Genomic DNA, 20,811 nt, shown 5'->3' on the forward strand with positions numbered 1-20,811 from the left:
CATAAAAAACCGCCCCTCATCGAGACAGTTTCAATCAATCTTTCTGTCCATTTTCCGGATTCTCACCAAACGCCGCATTCGCTTCGTGTCCCTCGAATACCGCACTTCGCCCATCATTGAATCCGGTATCCGGTTCGTCGATGACAAGTGCATATCCCCCTTGTTTGATTGTAGAATGCGCCTGTTCAATTTCGTCGTCCGCGATCCCTAAATCGGTGAGCGCTTGTTTCATATCTCGATCACCGCTCCCCCCTCCATTGAGGTTGTCTAACCAAGATGTGTCACCTTCTTCTACGTTTAGGTTCGTCTCTCGTTTAAGAACGTGAACGGCTTCATCCCGCTCCGTTACGACAAATAGTTCCCCTTCATCGTAGCCATTTTCTTTCAGCTCACTAATTTTTGACAATAGGCTTTCTTTTGTGTCGAATGTTCCGACAAATCGTCTTTCACTCATCTCTATCCATCCTTTCGATTTCGATTCTTTCGAAAAAGATGTTCCCTACTTCATGAGGCTTCAATCAAAAGGATATGCAAAAGACGACTCCGCTCTGGCGAAATCGTCTGGTCAATCAAGAATTCGATTCTAATGTTTCGGTCGCCTTACTCTTCTTCTGCCCACATGATTGGCGGACGACCAGATAATGTGGCACGATGACACGCTTCCCATAAGGGGGTGCATTATCACTGATTTGTTCGATCAAACAGTTCGTCGCCTCGAAACCGAGACCGAAGATGTTAATTTCGACCGACGTGAGTGGCGGGTTCGAATGTTCCGCGATATACACGTTATTGAAACTGACGACCGCGACGTCCTCTGGGATTTTGAGCCCCATCTCGCTTAATGTGCTGATGACGCCGAGTGCCATCATATCGTCACTGACAACGACGGCTGTCGGTGGTTCCTCATTTTGTAACAGTTCACGCACGGCCTTCGCGCCGCCCTTCGTCATGAATTCAGCCCGGGCGATGTAATCTTCGCATACCGGGATGCCTGCTTCCATGAGGGCCGTCGCGTACCCGTTCCGACGATCTTGTGTGACGGCGAGTTTATCCGATCCCCCGATGAAGGCGATGCGACGATGACCTAAGTTATAAAGATGTTTCGTCACTTCACGACCAGCCAAATAGTTGTCCGTATCGACGTAAGTGATGGAAGAAGCGTCCCCGAACGGCTTCCCGACCACGACGAACGGAAACTTCGTTTGACGTAAGTATTGGACGACTTGGTCGTCTTCACGTGAATAAAGAACGATGACACCGTCGACACGGCGTCCTTGTACCATCTCGATCACACCGGACAAAACTTCTTCTTCTGTCACGCCGGTCGTCATATAAAGCGAGTATCCATTCTGGTGCGCCTTCGTGCTAATTCCTCGTAGCACTTCCGGGAAGAACGGGTTTTGAAGCGTCTTTGTTGCCGCGCTCGGCATGACGAGACCAATCGACTGCGTCGAGCGGTTAGCGAGACTTCTCGCATGAATGTTCGGATGATACCCGAGCTCTTCCATGGAACTTCTAACCCGTTCTTTTGTCTTTTGACTGATTCTTGGGCTGTTGGCGATGACGCGAGAGACTGTCGACGGCGCGACGTTCGCGTGCTTCGCCACATCTTTGATTGTGATTTGCATGGTGTTCCCCCTGCTTCCGTGAGTTCGATTCGTGCCTTGCGGCGTTTCATGTCTTTATTTGCGGCGCTTCCACATGACCAAACCAGTCAAGAAAATCGGAATCGTAACGACGAGCAAGCCCATCATCCACGGATTGACCGAAGATTCCTCAACGATGTAAGCGTTCGCACTTTCACCAGACAGTTCAATTGTAAACGTTCCACGCTGATCTGTGACCAGTTGTGAGAATAAAAGACCACGAAGTCTCGTATCTTCCCCGATTTCACTGACATCGATCTCAATCTCCCGATCGTCACGATTCATGTTGATCGCATAGAGCGCGACGTCATCTCCGTCTTTCCGTTCGAAGACGGCCATCCCGTCTTCTGAGGCGATCATGCGCTGCTCTCCTGTCGCAAAGACCGGATATTCTTCCCGCATGCGGTTCATCGTCGCGACGTATTCGTGCAACTCTTCATTTCCCGGGAATTCCGTCATGACACGGTTCGCCGGGTCGGTTCCACCGGTCTGCGCATTTTCTGTTCCTTGGAAGACGATCGGCATACCAGGTGACGCATAAAGCGCGAACAACCCGAGGCGTAATCGTCGTTCCGCTGATTCCACACCGCCGAGTTCCGCCATATGCATGAAGCGTTCGACATCGTGATTATCGAGGAACGTCGCCATCTGGTTCGGGTCGTTGAAGAACGTTTCGGCATAGCTTGCGGCAACGTCAATCTCATCGACGTTCGCTTGCTGTTGCGTCATCGTTTTCGACACCCGGTCATAAAACGTAAAGTTTGTGATGCTGTTGAACCCGAGATCGTCATATTGCGCGACGTATTGCGGGTCTGGGTCGAACACTTCGGCGAGTAAGTAAAAGTCTGGGTCGACCGACCGCACACCTTCGACAAAGTCTTTCCAGAACGCTTTATCGACGTGACGAACCGTATCGAGGCGATAGCCGTCGATGTCCGTCTCTTCGATCCAGTACTTCGCCGCGTCAATCAAATACGATTTGACTTCCGGATCCTCTGTTTTGAAGTCAGGTAAGTCGAACAACCAGTGCGTCTCGACTTGCTCCTGGTCTTTCCAAAATACAATCGGTAACTGTTCATGGAACCATTCCGGCTTTTCTTTAACCCACGGGTGGTTCGGACCGACGTGGTTGACGACAAAGTCGAGAATGACTTTCATGTCGCGCTTGTGCGCTTCCTGAACGAGTTCCTGTAAATCCTCTTTCGTCCCAAACTGTGGGTCGATGTTATAAAAATCTTTAATCCAATACCCGTGATAGCCGTCCGGCATATTTTCAAAAACGGGTGTCAACCAAATCGATGTGAAGCCGAGTGATTCGATATAATCGAGCTTCTCGATGACCCCACGGATATCGCCTCCGTGAAACGCTTTCGGATCATCTTTGTCCACCTGTTCATTGTTGTCCGGATTCCCATCAACAAATCGGTCGACCATAATAAAGTACATGCGTTCTTGTTCCCAAGTAGCGGCTTCCTTTGCCCCGACGACGGTCGGAAACAAAAGAAGCGACAGGAGCACGAGCACGACGCCTCGCCTCATATCGCTTCCTCCTTTTACGAGTATTATCCTTTCGTACCACCCGCTGTGAGGCCAGAAACGAAGTAGCGTTGGAACATGAAGAACAAGATAACGATTGGAAGGGCCGAAAGAACCGCACCTGCCGCGAATAACGTGAAGTTATTATCGAACTGTTTCGAAATCATGTTGTAAAGGCCAACTGCCAACGTTTGTTTCTCTGGTGAACGAAGGACGAGCGATGCCAAGATAAAGTCGTTGAATGGTCCCATGAAGTTAAAGAGAGCAATCGTTGCGACAATCGGCTTCGCGAGCGGCAAGATGATTTGCCAGAAGATTCGGAGGTGACCGGCACCATCCATGCGGGCTGCTTCGTCAAGTTCTTTCGGAATCGTGTCGAAGTACCCTTTCGCCAAGTACGTGTTCATCGGAATTGCACCACCCGCATAGAGCAAGATGAGCGCTGTATGTGTGTCAAGAAGGTTGAGCATGTTGAGCAATACATAAATCGCGATGATCGCAACGAACTGTGGCACCATCTGAAGGACGAGGAACAAGACGAGCGAGTTCTTCCGTCCGACGAAGCGGTAACGTGAGAAGACGTATCCGGTAATCGTCACCAAGACGACGGAGAGTGCCATCGTGATGAAAGCGATTTTCAACGTGTTCACATACCATAAACTATAATCCGAAATCGTTAGGTCAAACAAGTTTTTGTAGTGAATAAACGTCGGGTTCGACGGAATAATCGTTGACGTAATCGTACGCCCCGGGTTGAACGATGTACCGACAACCCAAAGCATCGGATAGAGAATGATGATCGACGCAAGCGTCAAGATGACATACGAGATCGCCAAATTGATTCGTTTTTGTTTTTTCATATCAGATCATATCCTCGTCTTTGAAAGATTTTGTCCGACGGAACTGGATCACGGCAAGTGTCATGATGAAGAATGACAGGATGAGTGTGATCGCAGCCGCAAGTCCGTATTGCGGGTTGGCACCGAGAGACAATTTGTAAATCCAAGAAATTAAGATGTCGGTACCGCCGGCCGTTTGTCCAGGTACAGCAGGGCCACCGCCATTAAAGAGATAGATGATGTTGAAGTTGTTGAAGTTGAACGTGAACTGCGTGATCAAGATCGGTGCTGTCGCGAACAAGAGCATTGGCAATGTGATCAAGCGGAACTTGTCAAAGATTGTCGCTCCGTCAATCGTCGCCGCTTCATACAAGTCACCAGGAATCGACTGAAGCACACCCGTCATGAGCGTCATGATGAACGGGAAGCCGAGCCACCATTGAATGAGAACGAGTGCCGTACGTGTCGCTGTCGGGTCGGTCATCCAGTTGACCGGGTCAAGACCGAGTGCCGGCAAGATTGTCGTATTGAACACCCCGAACGATTCGTTGAACATCGAGCGGAAGATCAAGATCGTGATGAATGCTGGGACCGCCCATGAAAGAATCAAGATCGAACGGAACAAACGGCGGAAGCGAAGTCCTTCTTGGTTCAAGAGTACCGCAAGGAAGATCCCGATTGCGATGACACCTGTCGTTGAAGCGACCGTCCAGACAAGCGTCCAGCCGAGTACGCCGACGAACGTGTCACGGAAGATATCGATTTCAAAAATACGTGTAAAGTTCTCGAATCCGACCCATTCCACGAGTTTCGCTGGTGGTGCGTTGTTGTAGCGATAGTTCGTGAAGGCGATCAAGAATGTAAAAATCAATGGAAGAATAACGGTAAACACTAACAAAATGAGTGATGGGATTAACATTAAGTATGGGAATCCATGGTCACGCAAGTTGCGAAGTTGCATTTGGAACGATGGAAGGTTTAGATGCTGATCACGAGCGCGACCGACACGATAGGCGTCACGAATGTTCCAAACATAGAACGCGATTCCGAAGAAAAGTAAAATTAACGCGACAATCCCCTCGACCATCAAGAAGATGGAGTGGTCGTTACGAGGTCCTGGCACTTCACCAAGCGTGATCAATCCCCAAAGTCCTCCACGGTCACCTGGTCCGGCGCCCGCCCCTTTGAAAAATAGATCATAGTTTACGGCAAAATAAGATACGACGACGATAAAGAACGCTACCGCCTTCGCGTATTGTTTGTTGTATAACTGTCCGAGTCCCGGAATGATGGAAAGTAGTCCCGCGTTCCGAGCATGGTTTGTAGGCTTGTCCGGGCGTTGGTCCGGTGATTTAGGGTTCGCAATTGCAGCCATCCTCAGTTTCTCCTTTCGATTTGAGCAAATCAATCAAGCAAACGTTTGCTCAATGCTAGAAAATGAGGGGGAACGCCATGTGGCGTACCCCGTCATCTCAATTCCTTATTGGTTGTTCGCTTGGATTTGTTGTTCGATGACTTTCACTGCATCATCTGCAGATTTTTGTGCATCTTGTTTACCAGTTGCTACAAGCTGAAGCGCTTGAGCCATTGGCTCCCAAACTTGTCCCATTTCAGGAATGTTCGGCATTGGGATTGCGTTTGTTGCTTGGTCGAATACCGCTTTCGCAACTTCGTTCGACGTGATTGTCTCGTTCGACTCGAGTGCTGCTACTGGTGGGATCTCGTTGTATGCTTCAAACATTGCCAATGCGTTTTCTTCATTCGTCAACTCTTGAAGGAACATTTCAGCCCACTCTTGGTTTTCTGTGTAAGCTGAAAGGGCATATGTTTTCACACCCATGAACGTCTTGATTGGCTCACCGTTCGGAAGTGTTGGCATTGGAGCCGCTCCGAGGTTCACGCCTGCATCTGTGTAACCAGCCACAGCCCATGGTCCGTTCATGACTGAATGAGCTTTCTTCTCAGTGAAGAGTTGGTCCATCGCTTGGCCACCAGACTCACCGATCAACCCTTTAGGGAAGAGGCCTTCTTCGTACCATTTACCGATGTATTCGAATCCTTCAACTGCACCTTCGTTGTTCAAACCGATATCCGCTGGGTCGAGTGCACCACCGTCTTCTTTGAACACGTATCCGCCGAATCCAGCGACAACACCGTGTGCGAAGTAGAAGTTATCCCAAAGTCCGAGGAAACCGTACTGTCCGTCAGCTTTCACATCGTTTGACAACTTGTAAAGGTCGTCCATAGATGCTGGAGCTTCAGCCATCAAGTCTTTGTTGTACATGAGAACTGGTGTCTCAACTGATTTTGGATATCCGTAAGCTTGACCATCGAACATGACAGCTGATTTCGCAGCGTCTGTGAACGCGTCAAGTGATCCTTCGTCCGCGATTGGAGCCAAATGACCTTGGTCTGCGATTGTACCGATTTGGTCGTGTGGTACGAGCACGATGTCTGGACCTTTTCCAGCTGGACCGTCAAGCGCAAGCTTGTCTTTTTGGTCTGTCATCTGTACTTCGACAACTTCAACTTTTACGCCATGCTCTTCTTCGAACGCCTTCGCAACTTCTTTCGTTGTTTCAGACTTTTCGATGTCTTCCCAGATGACGATCTTTTCAGGTTTGTTCTCGCTTGAAGAACCACCTTCGTTAGAAGATCCGTTGTCCGTTCCGCCACCACATGCAGCAAGTGCACCGAATGCGAATACTGCTGTTGAAAGTCCTGCTACCATTTTTTTCATCTTCATGATGAAAAACCTCCCCAAGGAAATAGTATGGTCAGATTTGCGCAATCGCACGACCACGTCAATTTTAAAACTCCGCTACGAAATTGACACGGTAGTGAAAACGTTTGCATCCTCACCTCAATTTTTATTATACAGTTGTGAAAGCGTTTTACAAGTCTTTTTTTACACTTTTTTTACGTCTGTTGACCCATTTATGTAATTTTCAAATGTTTGTTCTTAAATCTTCACTTTTTATGCGTTTCAGCAATTGACAAAATGTAAACGCTTTATTAACCTTTGCTTGAGCAAACGTTTTCGCAACATCTGTTCTCATGGATTCCCGATGTTGTAAAATGATGTCATCCCCTATAAAGAAAGGAATGTTTTCCTTATGATGAAAGAAGCGATTTATCATCGTGCCATGTCCCCGTTCGTCTACAAATATGATCGTGAGACGATCCATATTCGTTTCCATACGAAGCGAGGCGATATCGAGTCGGTCGATTTGATTTGGAACGACCCATATGATTGGCACGCTGAAGACCCAGCCATGTGGAACTTCGATCCGGACAAGCCGAGCTACTGGCGTACATACGAGACTCCAATGGAGAAGATCGGATTTGACGACGCCTATGACTATTGGTTCATCGCCATCAAACCGCCGTTCCGACGTCTACGTTACGGTTTCCGTTTGAATGATGGACAAGAGACGGCCGTCTACACTGAAAAAGGATGGTTCGAGGAGAAGCCGCTCGATGATACGGGCTACTACTTCTGTGTCCCATTCATCAACCCGATCGATATCTTCCATGCACCGTCCTGGGTGAAGGATACGGTCTGGTATCAAATCTTCCCGGACCGTTTCGCCAATGGCGATGCTTCACTCAATCCTGAAGAGACGCTCCCATGGAACTCGACAGAGCCGACGACGACAAACTTCTTCGGTGGCGACTTCCAAGGAGTGATCGACCATATCGATCATTTAGTCGAACTTGGGATCACCGGCATCTACTTCTGCCCGATCTTTAAAGCGACGACGAACCATAAGTACGATACGCTCGACTATATGGAAATCGATCCGCAGTTCGGGACGAAAGAGAAATTTAAAGAGATGGTCGACCTCTTGCACGAGAACGGCATCAAAGTCATGCTCGACGCGGTCTTCAACCATGTCGGATATCATCACCCATGGTTCCAAGACGTCGTCGAGAACGGGCCATCTTCTGAGTATCGCGATTGGTTCTATCTTCGCGAGTTCCCGATTGCGACAGAGCCGAAGCCGAACTACGACACCTTCGCATTCGAAAAGAACATGCCGAAGATCAATACAGAGCATCCAGAGTTAAAAGCCTACTTATTAGATGTTGCCCGTTACTGGGTCGAAGAATTCGGTATCGACGGGTGGCGTCTTGACGTCGCTAACGAAGTCGACCATGCGTTTTGGCGTGACTTCCGCACGGCGGTCAAAAATGCGAACCCGGAAGCCTACATCCTGGGGGAGATTTGGCACGACGCACAGCCTTGGTTACAAGGTGACCAGTTCGATGCCGTCATGAACTACCCGTTCACGAATGCGAGCTTGAACTACTTCGCCCTCGACCGGACGACCGCTTCGGAGTTCCGTAACGAGCTGACGCGTGTCGAGATGATGAACACGATGAACGTCAACGAAGTCACCTTCAACTTGATCGATTCGCACGATACACCTCGTGCGTTGACACGGGCGAAAGGACATAAAGGCAAGTTCAAACTCTTGATGACGTCGATGCTGACTTATACAGGTAGCCCATGTATTTACTACGGGGACGAAATTGGACTTGAAGGCGAACAAGACCCGGGTTGCCGTCGCTGTATGCCATGGGATGAAGCCGAAGAAGACCGTAACCTCTTCCGCTACATCCAAAAGCTCATCCAGCTTCGTAAGGACCACCCTGTGCTCGCAAATGCCGGCTCGTATCGCTTCAACCTGGTCGACGATGCGAACAATGCGGTCATCATCGAGCGGTGTACGAAAGATGAGACATACTTGGTTTACTTCAACAACTCAGACTCTGCTTCGAAACTGAATCCGCTCGGTTATACAGGAGCAGCCACGGACCTCTTGCATGACCGCGACCTCGACTCACTCGAAATCGAACTGGCGCCATTTAGTGCTGCTATTCTGAAATTGAAATAAATTCGAAAATCACCTGATTTCTTCGGGTGATTTTTTTGTTGAAAATAATTTAGCAAACCCCTTTCTTTTTCATTTCATAAGGAGTAAGATGACCTTTGACATTTTTATAAAACAAATAGTTAACAGAAAGAATTATAGAGAAAAGGGAGAATACACTACATGCAGACGAAACAAACGGAACAGCTCACCCTGTTCAAACTGTCGTGGCCGATTTTCATCGAACTTGCCCTCCATATGGGAACCGGGATCATCGCCACATTGATGCTCGCTCACTACTCAGACGCCGCCGCCTCGGCCGTCGGGGTTGCCAACCAAATCTTAAACGTGTTCTTGATCGTCTTTAGTGTGACGTCTGTCGGGGCGACCATTTTGATCGGTCAGGCCATCGGGGCTGGGCGCATGAAGAAGAGTCGTGACTTCGCCCGCTCCGCCGTCAGTTTGAACATGTGGCTCGGTGCAATCATGGTCGGCGTCATCTTCTTGTTCGGCGAAACGTTCTTACGCCTGTTCGGTCTATCGGACGAACTGTTTGCACACGGGTTGTTGTTCCTGCAAATCGTCGGCTTGTCGTTATTCACCGAAGCACTCATCATGGCGCTCAGTTCGATCCTCCGGAGTCACGGGATGACGAAACACGCCATGCTCGCGACGCTTCTGATTGATATCATCACCGCCGTCGGTGCCATTTTTGCCGTTACCGGCTGGTTTGGCCTTCCGGTCACAGGCGTTGCCGGTGTCGCTTGGGCCATCGTGATCGCACGATTCGCCGCTATGGTTCTCTTGTTCTGGCTCGTCAAACGGAAGCTCATGATCCGCTTCCCGTTAAAAGAAGTGATTCGTCCGAAGAAAGACGACATCCAGTCACTCCTTCAAATCGGTGTTCCTTCTGCCGGGGAGAACTTGTCGTATCAGGCATCCCAAATTATCATCACTGGATTTATCGCGACGATGGGCGAGGCTTCCCTTGCTGCTCGGGTGTACGTGATGAACTTGTCGATGCTTGCCTTCTTGTTCACCGTCGCCGTCGCGCAAGGGACCCAGCTTTTGATCGCACGGGATATTGGAGGGAAACGTTTTAAAGAAGCCTATCATCGTGCCGTCAAGACCTTGAAGATTGCCATGTTCGCTTCGTTCGTCGCCTCTCTCGGTTTAGCGGTGTTCAGCGAATCGCTACTCGGTCTCTTCACGTCAAACCCTGACATCATCGCGGTCGGTGTGCCCATTTTATGGGCGACGCTCATTTTAGAGCCGGGTCGCGCCATGAACATCGTCTTGATGGGGTCGTTGAAGTCTGTCGGGGACGTCCGCTTCCCGGTCATGATCGGGATCGCCTCGATGTGGGGTGTCGCCGTGGCGTTCAGCTACTTGTTCGGTCTTCAAATGGGGCTCGGTATCCTTGGGATTTGGCTCGCCTTCTCCCTCGATGAGTGGTTCCGCGGATTCTTCGCGTTCCGTCGTTGGAAATACGGGACGTGGCAACAAAAAGGCTTCCAGTTCGAAGCAAAATCAACCACGTAAAAAAAGCGGCCGCGGCCGCTTTTTTTATTTCATCAAGAATGCCTGCATCGCTTGACGGTGCACGTCCGTGTCCCCACACTTCCGTTGCCATTCGATTTCTTCATTCAATCCATCCTCAAATGAAGCGGCTCGCATGAGCGCCTTCATCCCTTGAACAGCGACCGGTGATTTCGCAGCGAGTGTCTCCGCATATGAAGTCAATCGCTCCGTATACATCGCATCTTCCACGAGCTCGGTGACGAGCCCGAATGAACGCGCGGCCTCCGAGTCAATCGTACTGCCACTCCAGAGCCAATCTAACGCAAGGTCGTCGCGCATGAGTCGACGCAGGTGATATGGACCGCCCGCATCCGCGACCAACCCGATTTTAATGAACGCCGAGCTGAACTTCGTCGACTTGGCGACGATTCGAACGTCTGCCGCGAGTGCCAAGCTGAGCCCTGCTCCAGCCACGACACCGTGAATCCCTGCGATGAGCGGTTTACGACTCGAGAAAAGTGCACGTACGAGCGGATGATACACGTCTTCTAAATATTCCCCATAGTCCGCATCGCTCTCGATCGTTAAATCTTGTCCGGATGAGAACGCTCGTCCCTCACCGACAAGGACGATGACGCGAACGGCGTCGTCCTGTTCAAATGTGTCGATTGCCGTTTTCATTTCACGAAGCAACGTCTCGTTCAAGGCGTTTAGCTTTTCAGGTCGGTTCAGTTTCAACCACCCTACCCCATTGTGTGTCGTCAATTGAATCGTCTCCACTTCCATTCCCCCTTCAAAATGAATCATTGTTCATTTCTTCGTCATTGCTTCAAACTCCTTCCTTTACTGAAAAGTTTTTTGAAGTTCAATTGCCGGGAAGTTGGTTGATTTGCTATTCTAAAAGGAGTCGGTCACGAAAGGATGAGTCAGATGCAACTGACAAACGCCGCTCGGCAACTGAAACAGAAGAAGATTCCGTTCACCTATCATACGTATGAAGTTGATGACACCGATGTCTCAGCTAAACATGTGGCGATGACATTGAATAAACCGCTCGACGAACTGTATAAAACGATTTGTCTCATGAACGAGAAAAAGCAATATGCCTTCTTTCTCATCTCTGGAGAGCGTGACATCGATTTAAAAGCAGCCGCTAAAGCTTGGGGGGCGAAGAAAGCATCGACCGTCCCGATGAAAGAGCTCGAGACATTGACCGGTTATATTCGAGGAGGAGTCTCTCCGATTGGGGCGAAGAAGCCGTTCCCTGTCTATCTGCACGAAGCAGCTCAAGACAGAGAGACAATCACCATTTCTGCTGGAAAACGCGGCTATCAAATCGAATTAACACCTGAAGATTTACTGCAATTTACAAACGGGCACTGGTTCAGCCAATGACCTTACTGGGGGCAAAATTATGTGGAAAGAACGTATCCGTTCGTGGGTCCCAAACTCCTTTACGTTCGGAAATTTATTTTGTGGTGTCGTCGCCATCGTCTACGCCGCACGTGGTGACTTCTCAAACGCCACACTGTTAATCATCATCGCGATGATGCTCGACAGTTTAGACGGGCGCCTCGCCCGTATGCTCGGGGTCGCTGGCGATTTTGGAAAAGAATTGGACTCACTCGCTGACATCGTCACGTTCGGGGTCGCACCGGCGATGCTCGCTTATTACACCTTCTTTATTGATTACGGCAATTATGGATTGTTTTTTGCGGCACTTTTCCCGCTATTCGGCGCCTATCGTCTGGCTCGCTTCAATTTATCAGCGACAAACGTTGCAGCGAGTTACTTCTCTGGTGTCCCGATCACGGCCGCCGGGGGACTTCTCGCTGTCATCACAACGTTCGGTGACCGCGTCAGTGAACTGTTGACACCGATTTTTTTCACAGGGCTCGCCTTGTTGATGGTCAGCCGTGTTCGCATCCCGAGTTTTAAAGATGTACCATTGCCACGTCACTCGTTCATCATTACCATCAGTCTCGTCTATGTGACGTATATGATGTTCGCACGTTGGAAAGAATGGCCGACATTTTGGTTCATCGCCATCCCGTTCTATGTCTTATTCATCGCCTTTTCGTTCGTGAAAAGACGAAAACGGATGGCCAATTGAGAGTCTCGTTCAGCGAGGCTCTTTTTTGTACATGCATTTGTTAGACGAAGACTTCGATGAGCTTTAGAATGAAAGAAGAGGTGATGGAATGAAAGTGTATCCGTTTATTTGGAAATGGTTTATTGTTTGGTATTTCATTGGGTTGATTTTAGTTGGATTCGACCTGCTTCCGCCTTGGCTCGAGTGGGCAAACCCCGTCTTTTTATGGCTAGCCGGGGCGATTGGTGGAACGATTCTTTATCAAGGGATTCGACAAGGAGCTTGGATTGTTCCGTTTATTTTCTTCGGTTCAATCGCTGTGGAGACATTCGGCGTAAAGACGGGATTCCCGTTCAGTGAATACGTTTATGCTGAAGCGTTCGGTCCGACAGTTTTTGGAGTTCCTGTCACAATCGGTGCGGCGTGGCTTGCCGTGATTGGCTCTAGTTTTGCCGTTGCCCGTCTCTTCACATTCCGCCACAATATTTTATGGCTCGTTCCGATTCTCGCCGTATGGCTCGATATGGCAATCGATCCCGTAGCGGCAAACGTGAAAGGCTACTGGGAATGGGCGAATGACGGCTTATACTATGATATCCCGACACAAAACTTTATCGGTTGGTTCGGGTTATCCCTTATTTTCTCATGGTTGTTACAGCGTCACGAACGCGCTGTTGATTCCTTGTTCATCCGGCACGGCGTCTATTTGTTCGTCATGCTTCACGCACTCTTCGGTGTCACGGCTGTCAATGCAGGTCTCTATGGCATCGGGCTCCTCAGCATCCTCACATCCGGAGTGATTCTACTTGAAAGGAGGGGGCGCGATGATCGAGTCACACAAAAAAAAATGGTTCAATAACCTGTTCTCGACGTTCGTGCGGGAACGTCAAATACGTCCCACCTTCCATAACATTTATATCCGAACGGACGACGTTCCGACCCCCGGATTATTTTTAAGTACACATAGCGCGTGGTGGGACGGTCTCATCATGTATATGATCAATGAACATTTTTTACGTCACGATATTCATGTGTTGATGGATGAGGATGGACTACGTCGCTTCCCGTTCTTTCGACACCTCGGTGCCTTCTCGGTGAAAAAAGGAAGTCTCTCCGATGTACGGGTCTCACTGGCTTATGCGAATGAATTGCTCGCGTCCGGGAAATCCGTCTGGATGTTCCCTCAAGGACAAGAGATGCCACAGGAACTTCGACCTGTCGAAATCGAGTCTGGCGCAACGTTGTTACTGAACGACCGCCCCGTCCAATTATGCGCCATGTACTATTCGTTTGAGAACCATGCGGAACCCCTTGTATATGTCCGCTTTCGAACAGTAGTCGTGACGTCGATGACACGACGAGCTCAGAAGCAGGAAATCGCGCAAGCACTCGAGGCGCTCTATGACGACGTGCGACAAGACGCCATCATTCGGTCTGATGCCTATGTTCCGCTCTTTCGACCACGTCGTAATCTTGCTGAATGGACAGAAACAATGTTCCGACTTGGGAGGGGACGTTCATGATCTTATGGCTGCTCACCCTCTCGATGTTTATCTTTACCCTAATCAATCTTTCGTTCTTGAGACCGCTCGCCGACCCAGGACGCACACCGGCGACAGCCGTCTGCATCCCGATGCGCAATGAGTCGCGTCACGTCGATCGACTGATTTCAAATTTAAAGCAGGCGATACCGGATGGGACTCATGTTTATATCTACGAGGACCGCTCTGAAGATGATACATATGAAAAATTGAATCATGCAATTGGGAGCGATACCCGTTTTACCGTCATCCAAGGTGTTCCTTTGCCCCATGACTGGGCCGGAAAAGTTCATGCTTGTCATCAACTAGCATCACGCACGACTGAACCGTATCTTCTCTTTTTAGATGCGGACGTCACGATCGATTCGAGTTTTATCGCCCGCATGCATGCCACGCTCGCTCGAGAGCAGGCCGTCTTTTTATCAGGTTTCCCTCAATTTCCGACATCCACATTTCTCGGGAAATTGTTGATTCCGATGCAACACGTGCTCATCGCCCAACATCTGCCTTTGTTTTGGCGTAAAGTGAAACACCCCGCATTTGCCGCGGCGAATGGCATGAACGTACTCGTCGAGCGGAACAGCTACGAGGAAGTTGGCGGACATGCTGCTATTCGAACGTCGTTGATTGATGATATCGATTTATGTCGAACGTTCAAACGTCATCAAAAAGTCACGTCACTCGTTCAAGTCTCCCCGTTCATCTCCTGCGACATGTATGAAACGAATGAAGAAGTGTGGACCGGGTTTTCAAAGAACGTATTCAAGGGAATGAATGAATCAGTAGGACTCGCCTTGTACTTCATGACATATTACGGCATCCAGTTGACGGCTATGCTCGCTTGGATCTTTTCACCGAGTTGGCAGACGATTAGCGCAGCGATTTTCGTGCTCCTCGCGCGTCTCGCTGTCGATCTGAAATCAAATGGGTCCGGTACATGGTACCATCCACTCAGTTTAATCGCTTACTTGACCTTACTCGGGAATGCCGTCATTCGTAAATGGAGACGGTTGCCCATCACGTGGAAAGGTCGTCACTATTTCTAAGCAGACGTCTAAAGGGGGACAATTGTATGAAACAAATCATAGTGATTGGGGCTGGTCTCGGTGGACTAAGCGCCGCCGTCACGCTCGCAGCACGAGGTTATGACGTCACGGTCATTGAAAAGAATCAACATGTCGGTGGCAAACTCATGCCCATTATAACCGACGGTCACCGGTTCGACTTTGGTCCAAATACGATCACGATGCCGGATGTATTTCGTTCAGTCATTCGAAATAGCGGGGCCAATCCGGATGACTATTTTGAGTTAATCAAGCTCGATCAACATACCGTCAACCACTACACAGACGGGTCATCCTTCACGTTCAGTGCCGATCGGGCAAAACTTGAGGTCGAAGTACGGCGTTTGACCGGTGACCAGTTGAAACACAATCAGATGCGTGCCTATCTAGATGAAGCGGAAAAGCTGTTCGACATTGCGAATAAGCGCTTCTTCACACAAATGGACACAAAGTTGGATCCCGGTCTTTGGGCGGACATGGTCAAAGTGCATCCACTTCAAAGTTTGCACGCCCTTCACAAGAAGTATTTCAAGGACCCACGCATTATTCAGGCGCTCGACCGCTATGCGACGTACATTGGTAGCAGCCCATACGTGACACCAGGTACGTTCGCCCTTATCGCACATTTGGAATTGAATGAAGGTGTCTATTTTGCGAAAGGTGGAAACTGGAATATCGCAAAAGGGTTCGCCAAACGGGCGAGCGAACTCGGAGTGACGTTCCGACTCGGTCATGAAGTGACGAAAATTGATGTATTGAACGGAAAAGCACATGAGGTCGTCGTCGATGACCAAGAAGTCATCTCGTGTGATGCCGTTCTTCTCAACGGTGAACTCTTGACGCAATACCCGCGACTCGTTGACGCGAAAGACCGCCCATCTTTCCCAGTCCCGACACGCGATACCGTCGAACCTTCGATTTCCGCATTCGTCATGATGGTCGGATTGTCCAAACGATTGAATTTGGCACACCATAACGTCTATTTCTCAGACGACTATGAAAGGGAATTTAAAGCACTTTTCCAAGAAGAACGTTATGCAGACGAACCGACAATCTATATTTCGAATTCATCCGCAACCGATCCGTCGATGGGCGAGGCAGGAGACAACCTGTTCATCCTCGTCAATGCTCCGGCACATCTGACCGAAATTGATGCAGATACGTATGAGCATTTGATTCGCAGACGATTACGTATGTTCGGTGTGGATTGGGAAGAAGAAGAGGTGCTCTACCATAAGCGGGTGACCCCACAAGATTTGACTCGCGATTTTTATGCGTATTATGGCGCACTTTATGGCACGTCGGCCAACTCGAAAAAAGGGGCATTTTTTAGACCTGCACCGCGATCGACAGATGTATCGAACATCTGGTTCGCTGGCGGTTCGACTCATCCTGGCGGTGGCAGTCCGATGGTGACGCTTTCAGGACAATTCGCTGCACGATCGATGTTAGAGGACATACCTCTGACAATATGAACATTTTGTGAACGCGAGTTTCGACACTTGTCGACAATTGAAAGACGTGATAATATCATATTCGAGTTCAAGCAGTTATGTAGCGTTTGTTACACCTGTAGCGATCGAATGGCTTCCCCGAGCCTCATCGCGTTTTGAACTTGTCACACCCGAGAAAAAGTGATGAGCGAGTTTCCCCACTCGTATCCCGTAGTTGAGACAGCTTGCGTATGATGTTCCCCCTTAGTCCATCAAGCATCCTGTTTCGACGAAGATGTCCCAACTGATTCATTCCCCATGAATCCCGGCACATCTTTAGGGCTTCATCACAAACCGATTCATTCGTTTCCCCGATGAATGAATCACATAACGCTTACGCCACTTTTGGTCCCCCGCCAAAAGTGGTTTTTTTGTACGCAAAAAACTGTAGACGCCATCGAGCGTCTACAGGGAATCGAATCGCTTATAGTTTTGCCAACAACTTTCCTTTTTGTAAGGTCGATACGTATGCCCGCTTTGTGAAGACGTCATGTCGATTCGCACGTGCCGCATCAAGAATCCCTTCATAGAGAAGAGCCGCTGCTTGTACCGGCTTTCGACTCGCGAGTGGATACAGATGATGGGTTTTGCGTGCCCGTTCATACAAGAACTCTGCACGATTCGCCAACGCCTCCCATAGATCGATAAAGACAGGGGTCACTTCTCGTTGGTGTAACATCGCTTCACTCACACCGTACTGACGCATCATCGTACGGGGTAAATAGATGCGGTCTCGATTCAAATCTTCACCGACATCACGTAAAATATTGGTCAGTTGCATCGCAATGCCAAGGTCGATGGCGCCTTGCCTTAGCTGACGTGTCGTCGCAGCGTCCTGATTTGGGACAAGGATCGGGAGCAGCATCAGACCGACCGTGCTCGCTGCATAATAGCTATACTGCTCGGTCTCTTCGAGCGTTTCATACCGCGACTTATGTAAGTCCCATTTCATCCCTTCCGCCAATTCAAAAAATGGTTCGACGTCCATGTCATAACGTTTCCACACATCACGAAGGGCAACCCATAGTGCTTCATCTTGGTCGTAACCAGCTAAAAAGCGGTCGAAGTCATGCAAAAATGCTGCCAAACTCTCTTCTGGACGGTCTGATTCATCGACCGCATCATCGAGGGTGCGACAGAACGTATATACTGCCATGACCGCTTGACGGTCTGGTTTTGAGAGCAAAGAGAAGGCCCGGTAAAAGGTTAACGAGCCCTTCTTCATGATTTCCTCACATTGACGATACGCTTCTTGTGTCGTCACGATGCATTGCCCCCATTTCTTCTTCCATTTTTTTCACAAGTAATTGCGACCCAATCATAACGATGGGGACGCCACCGCATGGATGGACGGATGCGCCCACCGCATAGAGGCGTTCGATTTTCGGGAATGGTCTCGCTTGTGGTTTGAAGGCGGCTGACTGAGATAACTTTGGTGCAATCCCAAAACTTCCTCCTTCGAACAATCCGAATCGCTCAGCATCCATCGGTGTCCGGACTTTCATCTCGATGACGCGTTCACGGAAATCAGGCATGAATGCCTCGATTCTTCCTAATAGGTGTTCGATTGTCCCTTGTGCCTCAAAGTCTTCTCGTTCCAATTTTCGAGGAACCGGGACAAGAACATATAATACACTCGTTCCTTCTGGCGCGAGGGTTACATCCATTCGCGATGGATTAAAGGTGTACATCGCTGGATACTCACTTAGTTTACCATCCTCAAAGATCGTACGCATCGATCCTTCAAAATCATTCGGTAAATCGAATTGGTGAATCGGTAAGTCGAGTTCGCCGTTGACGGCGAAATAAAGAAGTAACGTACCGCTTGACGGTTCATACGTCTTTGGCGTCACACCATCAATCAGGCGCTCCATGAGTGGAAAATCACCGTTCACGACGACTGCATCATACGGTACATATTCGTCATTTACCGTGACTCCATTGGCCACCCCGTCCGTGACATGGACACGATTGACGGTAGCATTCATCTCGAAATGAACACCTCGACGCTTCAACTCTTGTTCCATTTTCGTCGCTAGCGAAAAATATCCTCCTTTTACATACCAGACTCCTTCTTCTTGTTCACGATAAGGAATGAGTCCATATAACGAAGGAGTGGCATAAGGATTTCCGCCGATATAGAGCGTTTGTAAACTATAGGCGACACGTAAACGTTCGTCTTCAAAGAAGCGTTTCATATTCGCATGAGCCGTCTCATATGCTTTTAACCGCATGAGAAGGAGAAGCAGTTTAGGCTCGAACAACTCCGCTTTCGAGGCATAACTACGATCTAAAAACGTATCGAAGCCAATCCGATACTCTTCTTTCTTTTGGGACATGTACTGACGGAAGGCATCTCCTTCGCCGAAAGTTCGTTCGATTTCTTCCGCCTGTCTCTCGATTTCCCGATATTTATAGAATGATGTCCCGTCTTGATAACGTAAGCGGTAAAGTGGATCGACTTCAATCAACTCCACTTCATGTTCAGGAAGACCCGCCTCAATCAATTGTTGCTTCAGTTTACTCGGCAATAAGACAATGGTTGGACCTTCATCGACTTTCGCCCCATTATCGAATTCCACGTAGTTCAAGCGTCCACCGACCCGGTCCTCTTTCTCATAAATCGTGATTTGAAGTGACGGATTGCGTTTCGTCAATAAGAGGGCGGCATATAGTGTACCGACCCCTGCTCCGACAAAGCTAATATTCATCGGCCGACACCTGCACGGTCACGCAAAAGGTTCGTCGTGATCCGCGCTGATTCAAAGATGGTCGGCAGCCCACTTCCTGGGTGGGTCCCACCGCCGACGAGCCAGACGTTATCGAGCTCTTCGAATTGGTTATGCGGGCGGAAATACATCATCTGCGATAAGTTGTGCCCTAGATTGAACGTTGCACCTTCATATACACCAAACGCTTCCCAGTCCTCAGGCGTCAACGCCTCCATCACCTCGATGTGTTGACGGATGTTTCGGTAAGGGGAACGTGTCTCAAGCGCGTCGAGAACGCGCTCTGTCATGGTCGCTTGTAACGTCTCCCACGGGAGGCCAGATAAATTGTTCGGCACCGGTACGAGAACGTAAAGCGATGACTTGCCAGGAGGCGCAAGTGTCGGGTCGATGCGTGAGGCATTCTGTACATAAAACGAGAAGTCCTCGCTCAATTTCAATTCTTGTGTCATCTCTTTGACATTCAATTCATAATCGTCCGCGAAGTGAATCGAGTGATGCGCCACATCTTCGTAGATGTGATCGAGCCCGAGATAAAGCATGAATGTCGAGCACGAGTAATGCTTCTTCTTGAGTTGAGTCGGACTCCACTTCGTTAGTTTACCGTCTGGAACGAGCGACGTCATCGCATGTGCGAAGTCCGCACCAATCACGACTTCATCAAACGCATAATGGACACTTCCGGACACGAGACCCGTCACGTTCCGACCATCCATGAGAAGACGTTCTACCGGTTCGCCTAAACGAATGACGCCTCCCTCTTCTTCAATCACTTTCGCCATCGCATGACATAGCTGGTTCACTCCGCCGATCGGGTGATGCACTCCGTAGGCGTGTTCCATGTAAGATAGAATGGAGAATCCACCCGGACATTCCCAAGCGGACATCCCCAAATATTTAGCCTGAAACGTGAACGCATACTTCAACTCTTCGCTCGTGAAGTACTCGGACAAGACGTCATAAAGCGATTTACCGATCGAGAGGAACGGTAGCGCCTTGAGCACGCGCAACGAGACATAGTCGGTAAGCTTGTCATGTGCGGTCTGAAGCACAGGCATCAATTTAGACAGTTTGATCGCCTGTTCACTCATGAACCGTTCGTAACCTTCGCCATTCCCTGGAAATTGTTCTTCGATGGCGCGATACATCTGATCACGATCTGTTGTCATCGAGAGTTGACGCGTCCCACGGTCGAAGTACAAATCATACATCGGCTCCAACTGCTTCATCTCGACATAATCATGCAGATTACGCCCTGTCTCTTCAAAAATTTCTTCTAAAATATAAGGCATATTCAAAAACGTAGGCCCTCGGTCGAACGCAAATTCACCTACTTCTAAGCGCGACGTTCTTCCGCCTACAAACGGTTGTTTCTCAAATACGGTGACGTCTACACCACGATGCGCCAGTAGCATCGCTGTAGCCAATCCACCTGGTCCTGCCCCAATAACGGCAACTCTTTGTTTCGACACA

General features: G+C 49.3%; 18 protein-coding genes. 8 read left to right on the forward strand and 10 right to left on the reverse strand.

Annotated features, from left to right (window positions below; all coding sequences use genetic code 11):
- Nucleotides 1-34: 34 nt before the first annotated feature.
- From KNO71_RS15320 to KNO71_RS15345, 6 genes are all read right to left on the reverse strand, one after another.
- The gene (locus KNO71_RS15320; protein ID WP_214689324.1) at nt 35-454 is read right to left on the reverse strand and encodes a YflT domain-containing protein; all 420 of its coding nucleotides are present in this window, start codon (nt 452-454) and stop codon (nt 35-37) included.
- Nucleotides 455-569: 115 nt separating this feature from the next.
- Nucleotides 570-1,628, reverse strand: coding sequence for a LacI family DNA-binding transcriptional regulator (locus tag KNO71_RS15325; protein ID WP_015880986.1), 1,059 nt, complete (start codon nt 1,626-1,628; stop codon nt 570-572).
- A 54-nt stretch (nt 1,629-1,682) separates the two neighbouring features.
- Nucleotides 1,683-3,185 (reverse strand): alpha-amylase family glycosyl hydrolase, encoded by a 1,503-nt coding sequence (locus tag KNO71_RS15330; RefSeq protein ID WP_214689326.1) that lies wholly within the window; start codon nt 3,183-3,185, stop codon nt 1,683-1,685.
- Nucleotides 3,186-3,208: 23 nt separating this feature from the next.
- A complete protein-coding gene (locus KNO71_RS15335; protein WP_015880984.1) occupies nt 3,209-4,042 on the reverse strand; it encodes a sugar ABC transporter permease in 834 nt (277 codons plus the stop codon).
- A 1-nt stretch (nt 4,043) separates the two neighbouring features.
- Complete coding sequence (locus KNO71_RS15340) at nt 4,044-5,396, reverse strand: sugar ABC transporter permease (RefSeq protein WP_015880983.1); 1,353 nt, start codon at nt 5,394-5,396, stop codon at nt 4,044-4,046.
- A gap of 105 nt (nt 5,397-5,501) precedes the next feature.
- The gene (locus tag KNO71_RS15345; RefSeq protein ID WP_211781578.1) at nt 5,502-6,767 is read right to left on the reverse strand and encodes an extracellular solute-binding protein; all 1,266 of its coding nucleotides are present in this window, start codon (nt 6,765-6,767) and stop codon (nt 5,502-5,504) included.
- Nucleotides 6,768-7,137: 370 nt separating this feature from the next.
- Between KNO71_RS15345 and KNO71_RS15350 the strand changes: the two genes are divergently transcribed.
- Complete coding sequence (locus KNO71_RS15350; protein WP_078146450.1) at nt 7,138-8,922, forward strand: glycoside hydrolase family 13 protein; 1,785 nt, start codon at nt 7,138-7,140, stop codon at nt 8,920-8,922.
- Nucleotides 8,923-9,081: 159 nt separating this feature from the next.
- Nucleotides 9,082-10,440, forward strand: coding sequence for an MATE family efflux transporter (locus KNO71_RS15355; RefSeq protein ID WP_078146449.1), 1,359 nt, complete (start codon nt 9,082-9,084; stop codon nt 10,438-10,440).
- Nucleotides 10,441-10,464: 24 nt separating this feature from the next.
- Here KNO71_RS15355 and KNO71_RS15360 read toward each other — a convergent pair whose 3' ends face one another.
- A complete protein-coding gene (locus KNO71_RS15360) occupies nt 10,465-11,205 on the reverse strand; it encodes an enoyl-CoA hydratase/isomerase family protein (RefSeq protein WP_240499870.1) in 741 nt (246 codons plus the stop codon).
- A gap of 144 nt (nt 11,206-11,349) precedes the next feature.
- Between KNO71_RS15360 and ybaK the strand changes: the two genes are divergently transcribed.
- The 6 genes from ybaK (at nt 11,350) to KNO71_RS15390 (ending at nt 16,591) form a co-directional block, all read left to right on the forward strand.
- Complete coding sequence (gene ybaK / locus KNO71_RS15365) at nt 11,350-11,814, forward strand: Cys-tRNA(Pro) deacylase (protein ID WP_159561895.1); 465 nt, start codon at nt 11,350-11,352, stop codon at nt 11,812-11,814.
- Between the two features lie 19 nt (nt 11,815-11,833).
- Nucleotides 11,834-12,532, forward strand: coding sequence for a CDP-diacylglycerol--serine O-phosphatidyltransferase (pssA, locus tag KNO71_RS15370; RefSeq protein ID WP_074037646.1), 699 nt, complete (start codon nt 11,834-11,836; stop codon nt 12,530-12,532).
- 88 nt (nt 12,533-12,620) lie between these two features.
- Nucleotides 12,621-13,370: a carotenoid biosynthesis protein gene (locus KNO71_RS15375; RefSeq protein WP_214689330.1), complete on the forward strand. Its 750-nt coding sequence runs from the start codon at nt 12,621-12,623 to the stop codon at nt 13,368-13,370.
- Nucleotides 13,336-14,034 carry a lysophospholipid acyltransferase family protein gene (locus KNO71_RS15380; RefSeq protein ID WP_078146446.1) on the forward strand — a complete coding sequence of 233 codons (699 nt, stop codon included), beginning with the start codon at nt 13,336-13,338 and terminating at the stop codon, nt 14,032-14,034. The genes KNO71_RS15375 and KNO71_RS15380 overlap by 35 nt, the downstream gene beginning before the upstream one ends.
- Nucleotides 14,031-15,098, forward strand: a complete 1,068-nt coding sequence (locus tag KNO71_RS15385; protein ID WP_078146445.1) for a glycosyltransferase family 2 protein — start codon at nt 14,031-14,033, stop codon at nt 15,096-15,098. Before KNO71_RS15380 ends, KNO71_RS15385 begins: the two co-directional genes overlap by 4 nt.
- A gap of 26 nt (nt 15,099-15,124) precedes the next feature.
- Entirely contained in the window at nt 15,125-16,591 is a 1,467-nt protein-coding gene (locus tag KNO71_RS15390; protein ID WP_078146444.1) for a phytoene desaturase family protein, read from the forward strand.
- A gap of 442 nt (nt 16,592-17,033) precedes the next feature.
- On the opposite strand, the gene KNO71_RS15395 is transcribed toward KNO71_RS15390, so the two are convergent.
- From KNO71_RS15395 to KNO71_RS15405, 3 genes are read right to left on the reverse strand one after another with little or no spacing between them, the layout of a single operon-like run.
- Entirely contained in the window at nt 17,034-17,873 is an 840-nt protein-coding gene (locus KNO71_RS15395) for a phytoene/squalene synthase family protein (protein WP_078146443.1), read from the reverse strand.
- Complete coding sequence (locus tag KNO71_RS15400; RefSeq protein ID WP_214689338.1) at nt 17,842-19,320, reverse strand: phytoene desaturase family protein; 1,479 nt, start codon at nt 19,318-19,320, stop codon at nt 17,842-17,844. The genes KNO71_RS15395 and KNO71_RS15400 overlap by 32 nt, the downstream gene beginning before the upstream one ends.
- Nucleotides 19,317-20,810: a phytoene desaturase family protein gene (locus tag KNO71_RS15405; RefSeq protein ID WP_078146441.1), complete on the reverse strand. Its 1,494-nt coding sequence runs from the start codon at nt 20,808-20,810 to the stop codon at nt 19,317-19,319. Before KNO71_RS15405 ends, KNO71_RS15400 begins: the two co-directional genes overlap by 4 nt.
- Nucleotide 20,811: the final 1 nt, after the last annotated feature.

The sequence above is a fragment of the Exiguobacterium sp. s163 genome, assembly GCF_018617135.1.
In the GTDB taxonomy this organism is placed as follows: Bacteria; Bacillota; Bacilli; order Exiguobacteriales; family Exiguobacteriaceae; genus Exiguobacterium; species Exiguobacterium profundum.

What these genes read in the sequence shown, in the direction of transcription:
- KNO71_RS15320 (WP_214689324.1), bottom strand. Translation starts at nt 454, where the DNA reads ATGAGTGAAAGACGATTTGTCGGAACATTCGACACAAAAGAAAGCCTA.
- KNO71_RS15325 (WP_015880986.1), bottom strand. Translation starts at nt 1,628, where the DNA reads ATGCAAATCACAATCAAAGATGTGGCGAAGCACGCGAACGTCGCGCCG.
- KNO71_RS15330 (WP_214689326.1), bottom strand. Translation starts at nt 3,185, where the DNA reads ATGAGGCGAGGCGTCGTGCTCGTGCTCCTGTCGCTTCTTTTGTTTCCG.
- KNO71_RS15335 (WP_015880984.1), bottom strand. Translation starts at nt 4,042, where the DNA reads ATGAAAAAACAAAAACGAATCAATTTGGCGATCTCGTATGTCATCTTG.
- KNO71_RS15340 (WP_015880983.1), bottom strand. Translation starts at nt 5,396, where the DNA reads ATGGCTGCAATTGCGAACCCTAAATCACCGGACCAACGCCCGGACAAG.
- KNO71_RS15345 (WP_211781578.1), bottom strand. Translation starts at nt 6,767, where the DNA reads ATGAAGATGAAAAAAATGGTAGCAGGACTTTCAACAGCAGTATTCGCA.
- KNO71_RS15350 (WP_078146450.1), top strand. Translation starts at nt 7,138, where the DNA reads ATGATGAAAGAAGCGATTTATCATCGTGCCATGTCCCCGTTCGTCTAC.
- KNO71_RS15355 (WP_078146449.1), top strand. Translation starts at nt 9,082, where the DNA reads ATGCAGACGAAACAAACGGAACAGCTCACCCTGTTCAAACTGTCGTGG.
- KNO71_RS15360 (WP_240499870.1), bottom strand. Translation starts at nt 11,205, where the DNA reads ATGGAAGTGGAGACGATTCAATTGACGACACACAATGGGGTAGGGTGG.
- ybaK (WP_159561895.1), top strand. Translation starts at nt 11,350, where the DNA reads ATGCAACTGACAAACGCCGCTCGGCAACTGAAACAGAAGAAGATTCCG.
- pssA (WP_074037646.1), top strand. Translation starts at nt 11,834, where the DNA reads ATGTGGAAAGAACGTATCCGTTCGTGGGTCCCAAACTCCTTTACGTTC.
- KNO71_RS15375 (WP_214689330.1), top strand. Translation starts at nt 12,621, where the DNA reads ATGAAAGTGTATCCGTTTATTTGGAAATGGTTTATTGTTTGGTATTTC.
- KNO71_RS15380 (WP_078146446.1), top strand. Translation starts at nt 13,336, where the DNA reads ATGATCGAGTCACACAAAAAAAAATGGTTCAATAACCTGTTCTCGACG.
- KNO71_RS15385 (WP_078146445.1), top strand. Translation starts at nt 14,031, where the DNA reads ATGATCTTATGGCTGCTCACCCTCTCGATGTTTATCTTTACCCTAATC.
- KNO71_RS15390 (WP_078146444.1), top strand. Translation starts at nt 15,125, where the DNA reads ATGAAACAAATCATAGTGATTGGGGCTGGTCTCGGTGGACTAAGCGCC.
- KNO71_RS15400 (WP_214689338.1), bottom strand. Translation starts at nt 19,320, where the DNA reads ATGAATATTAGCTTTGTCGGAGCAGGGGTCGGTACACTATATGCCGCC.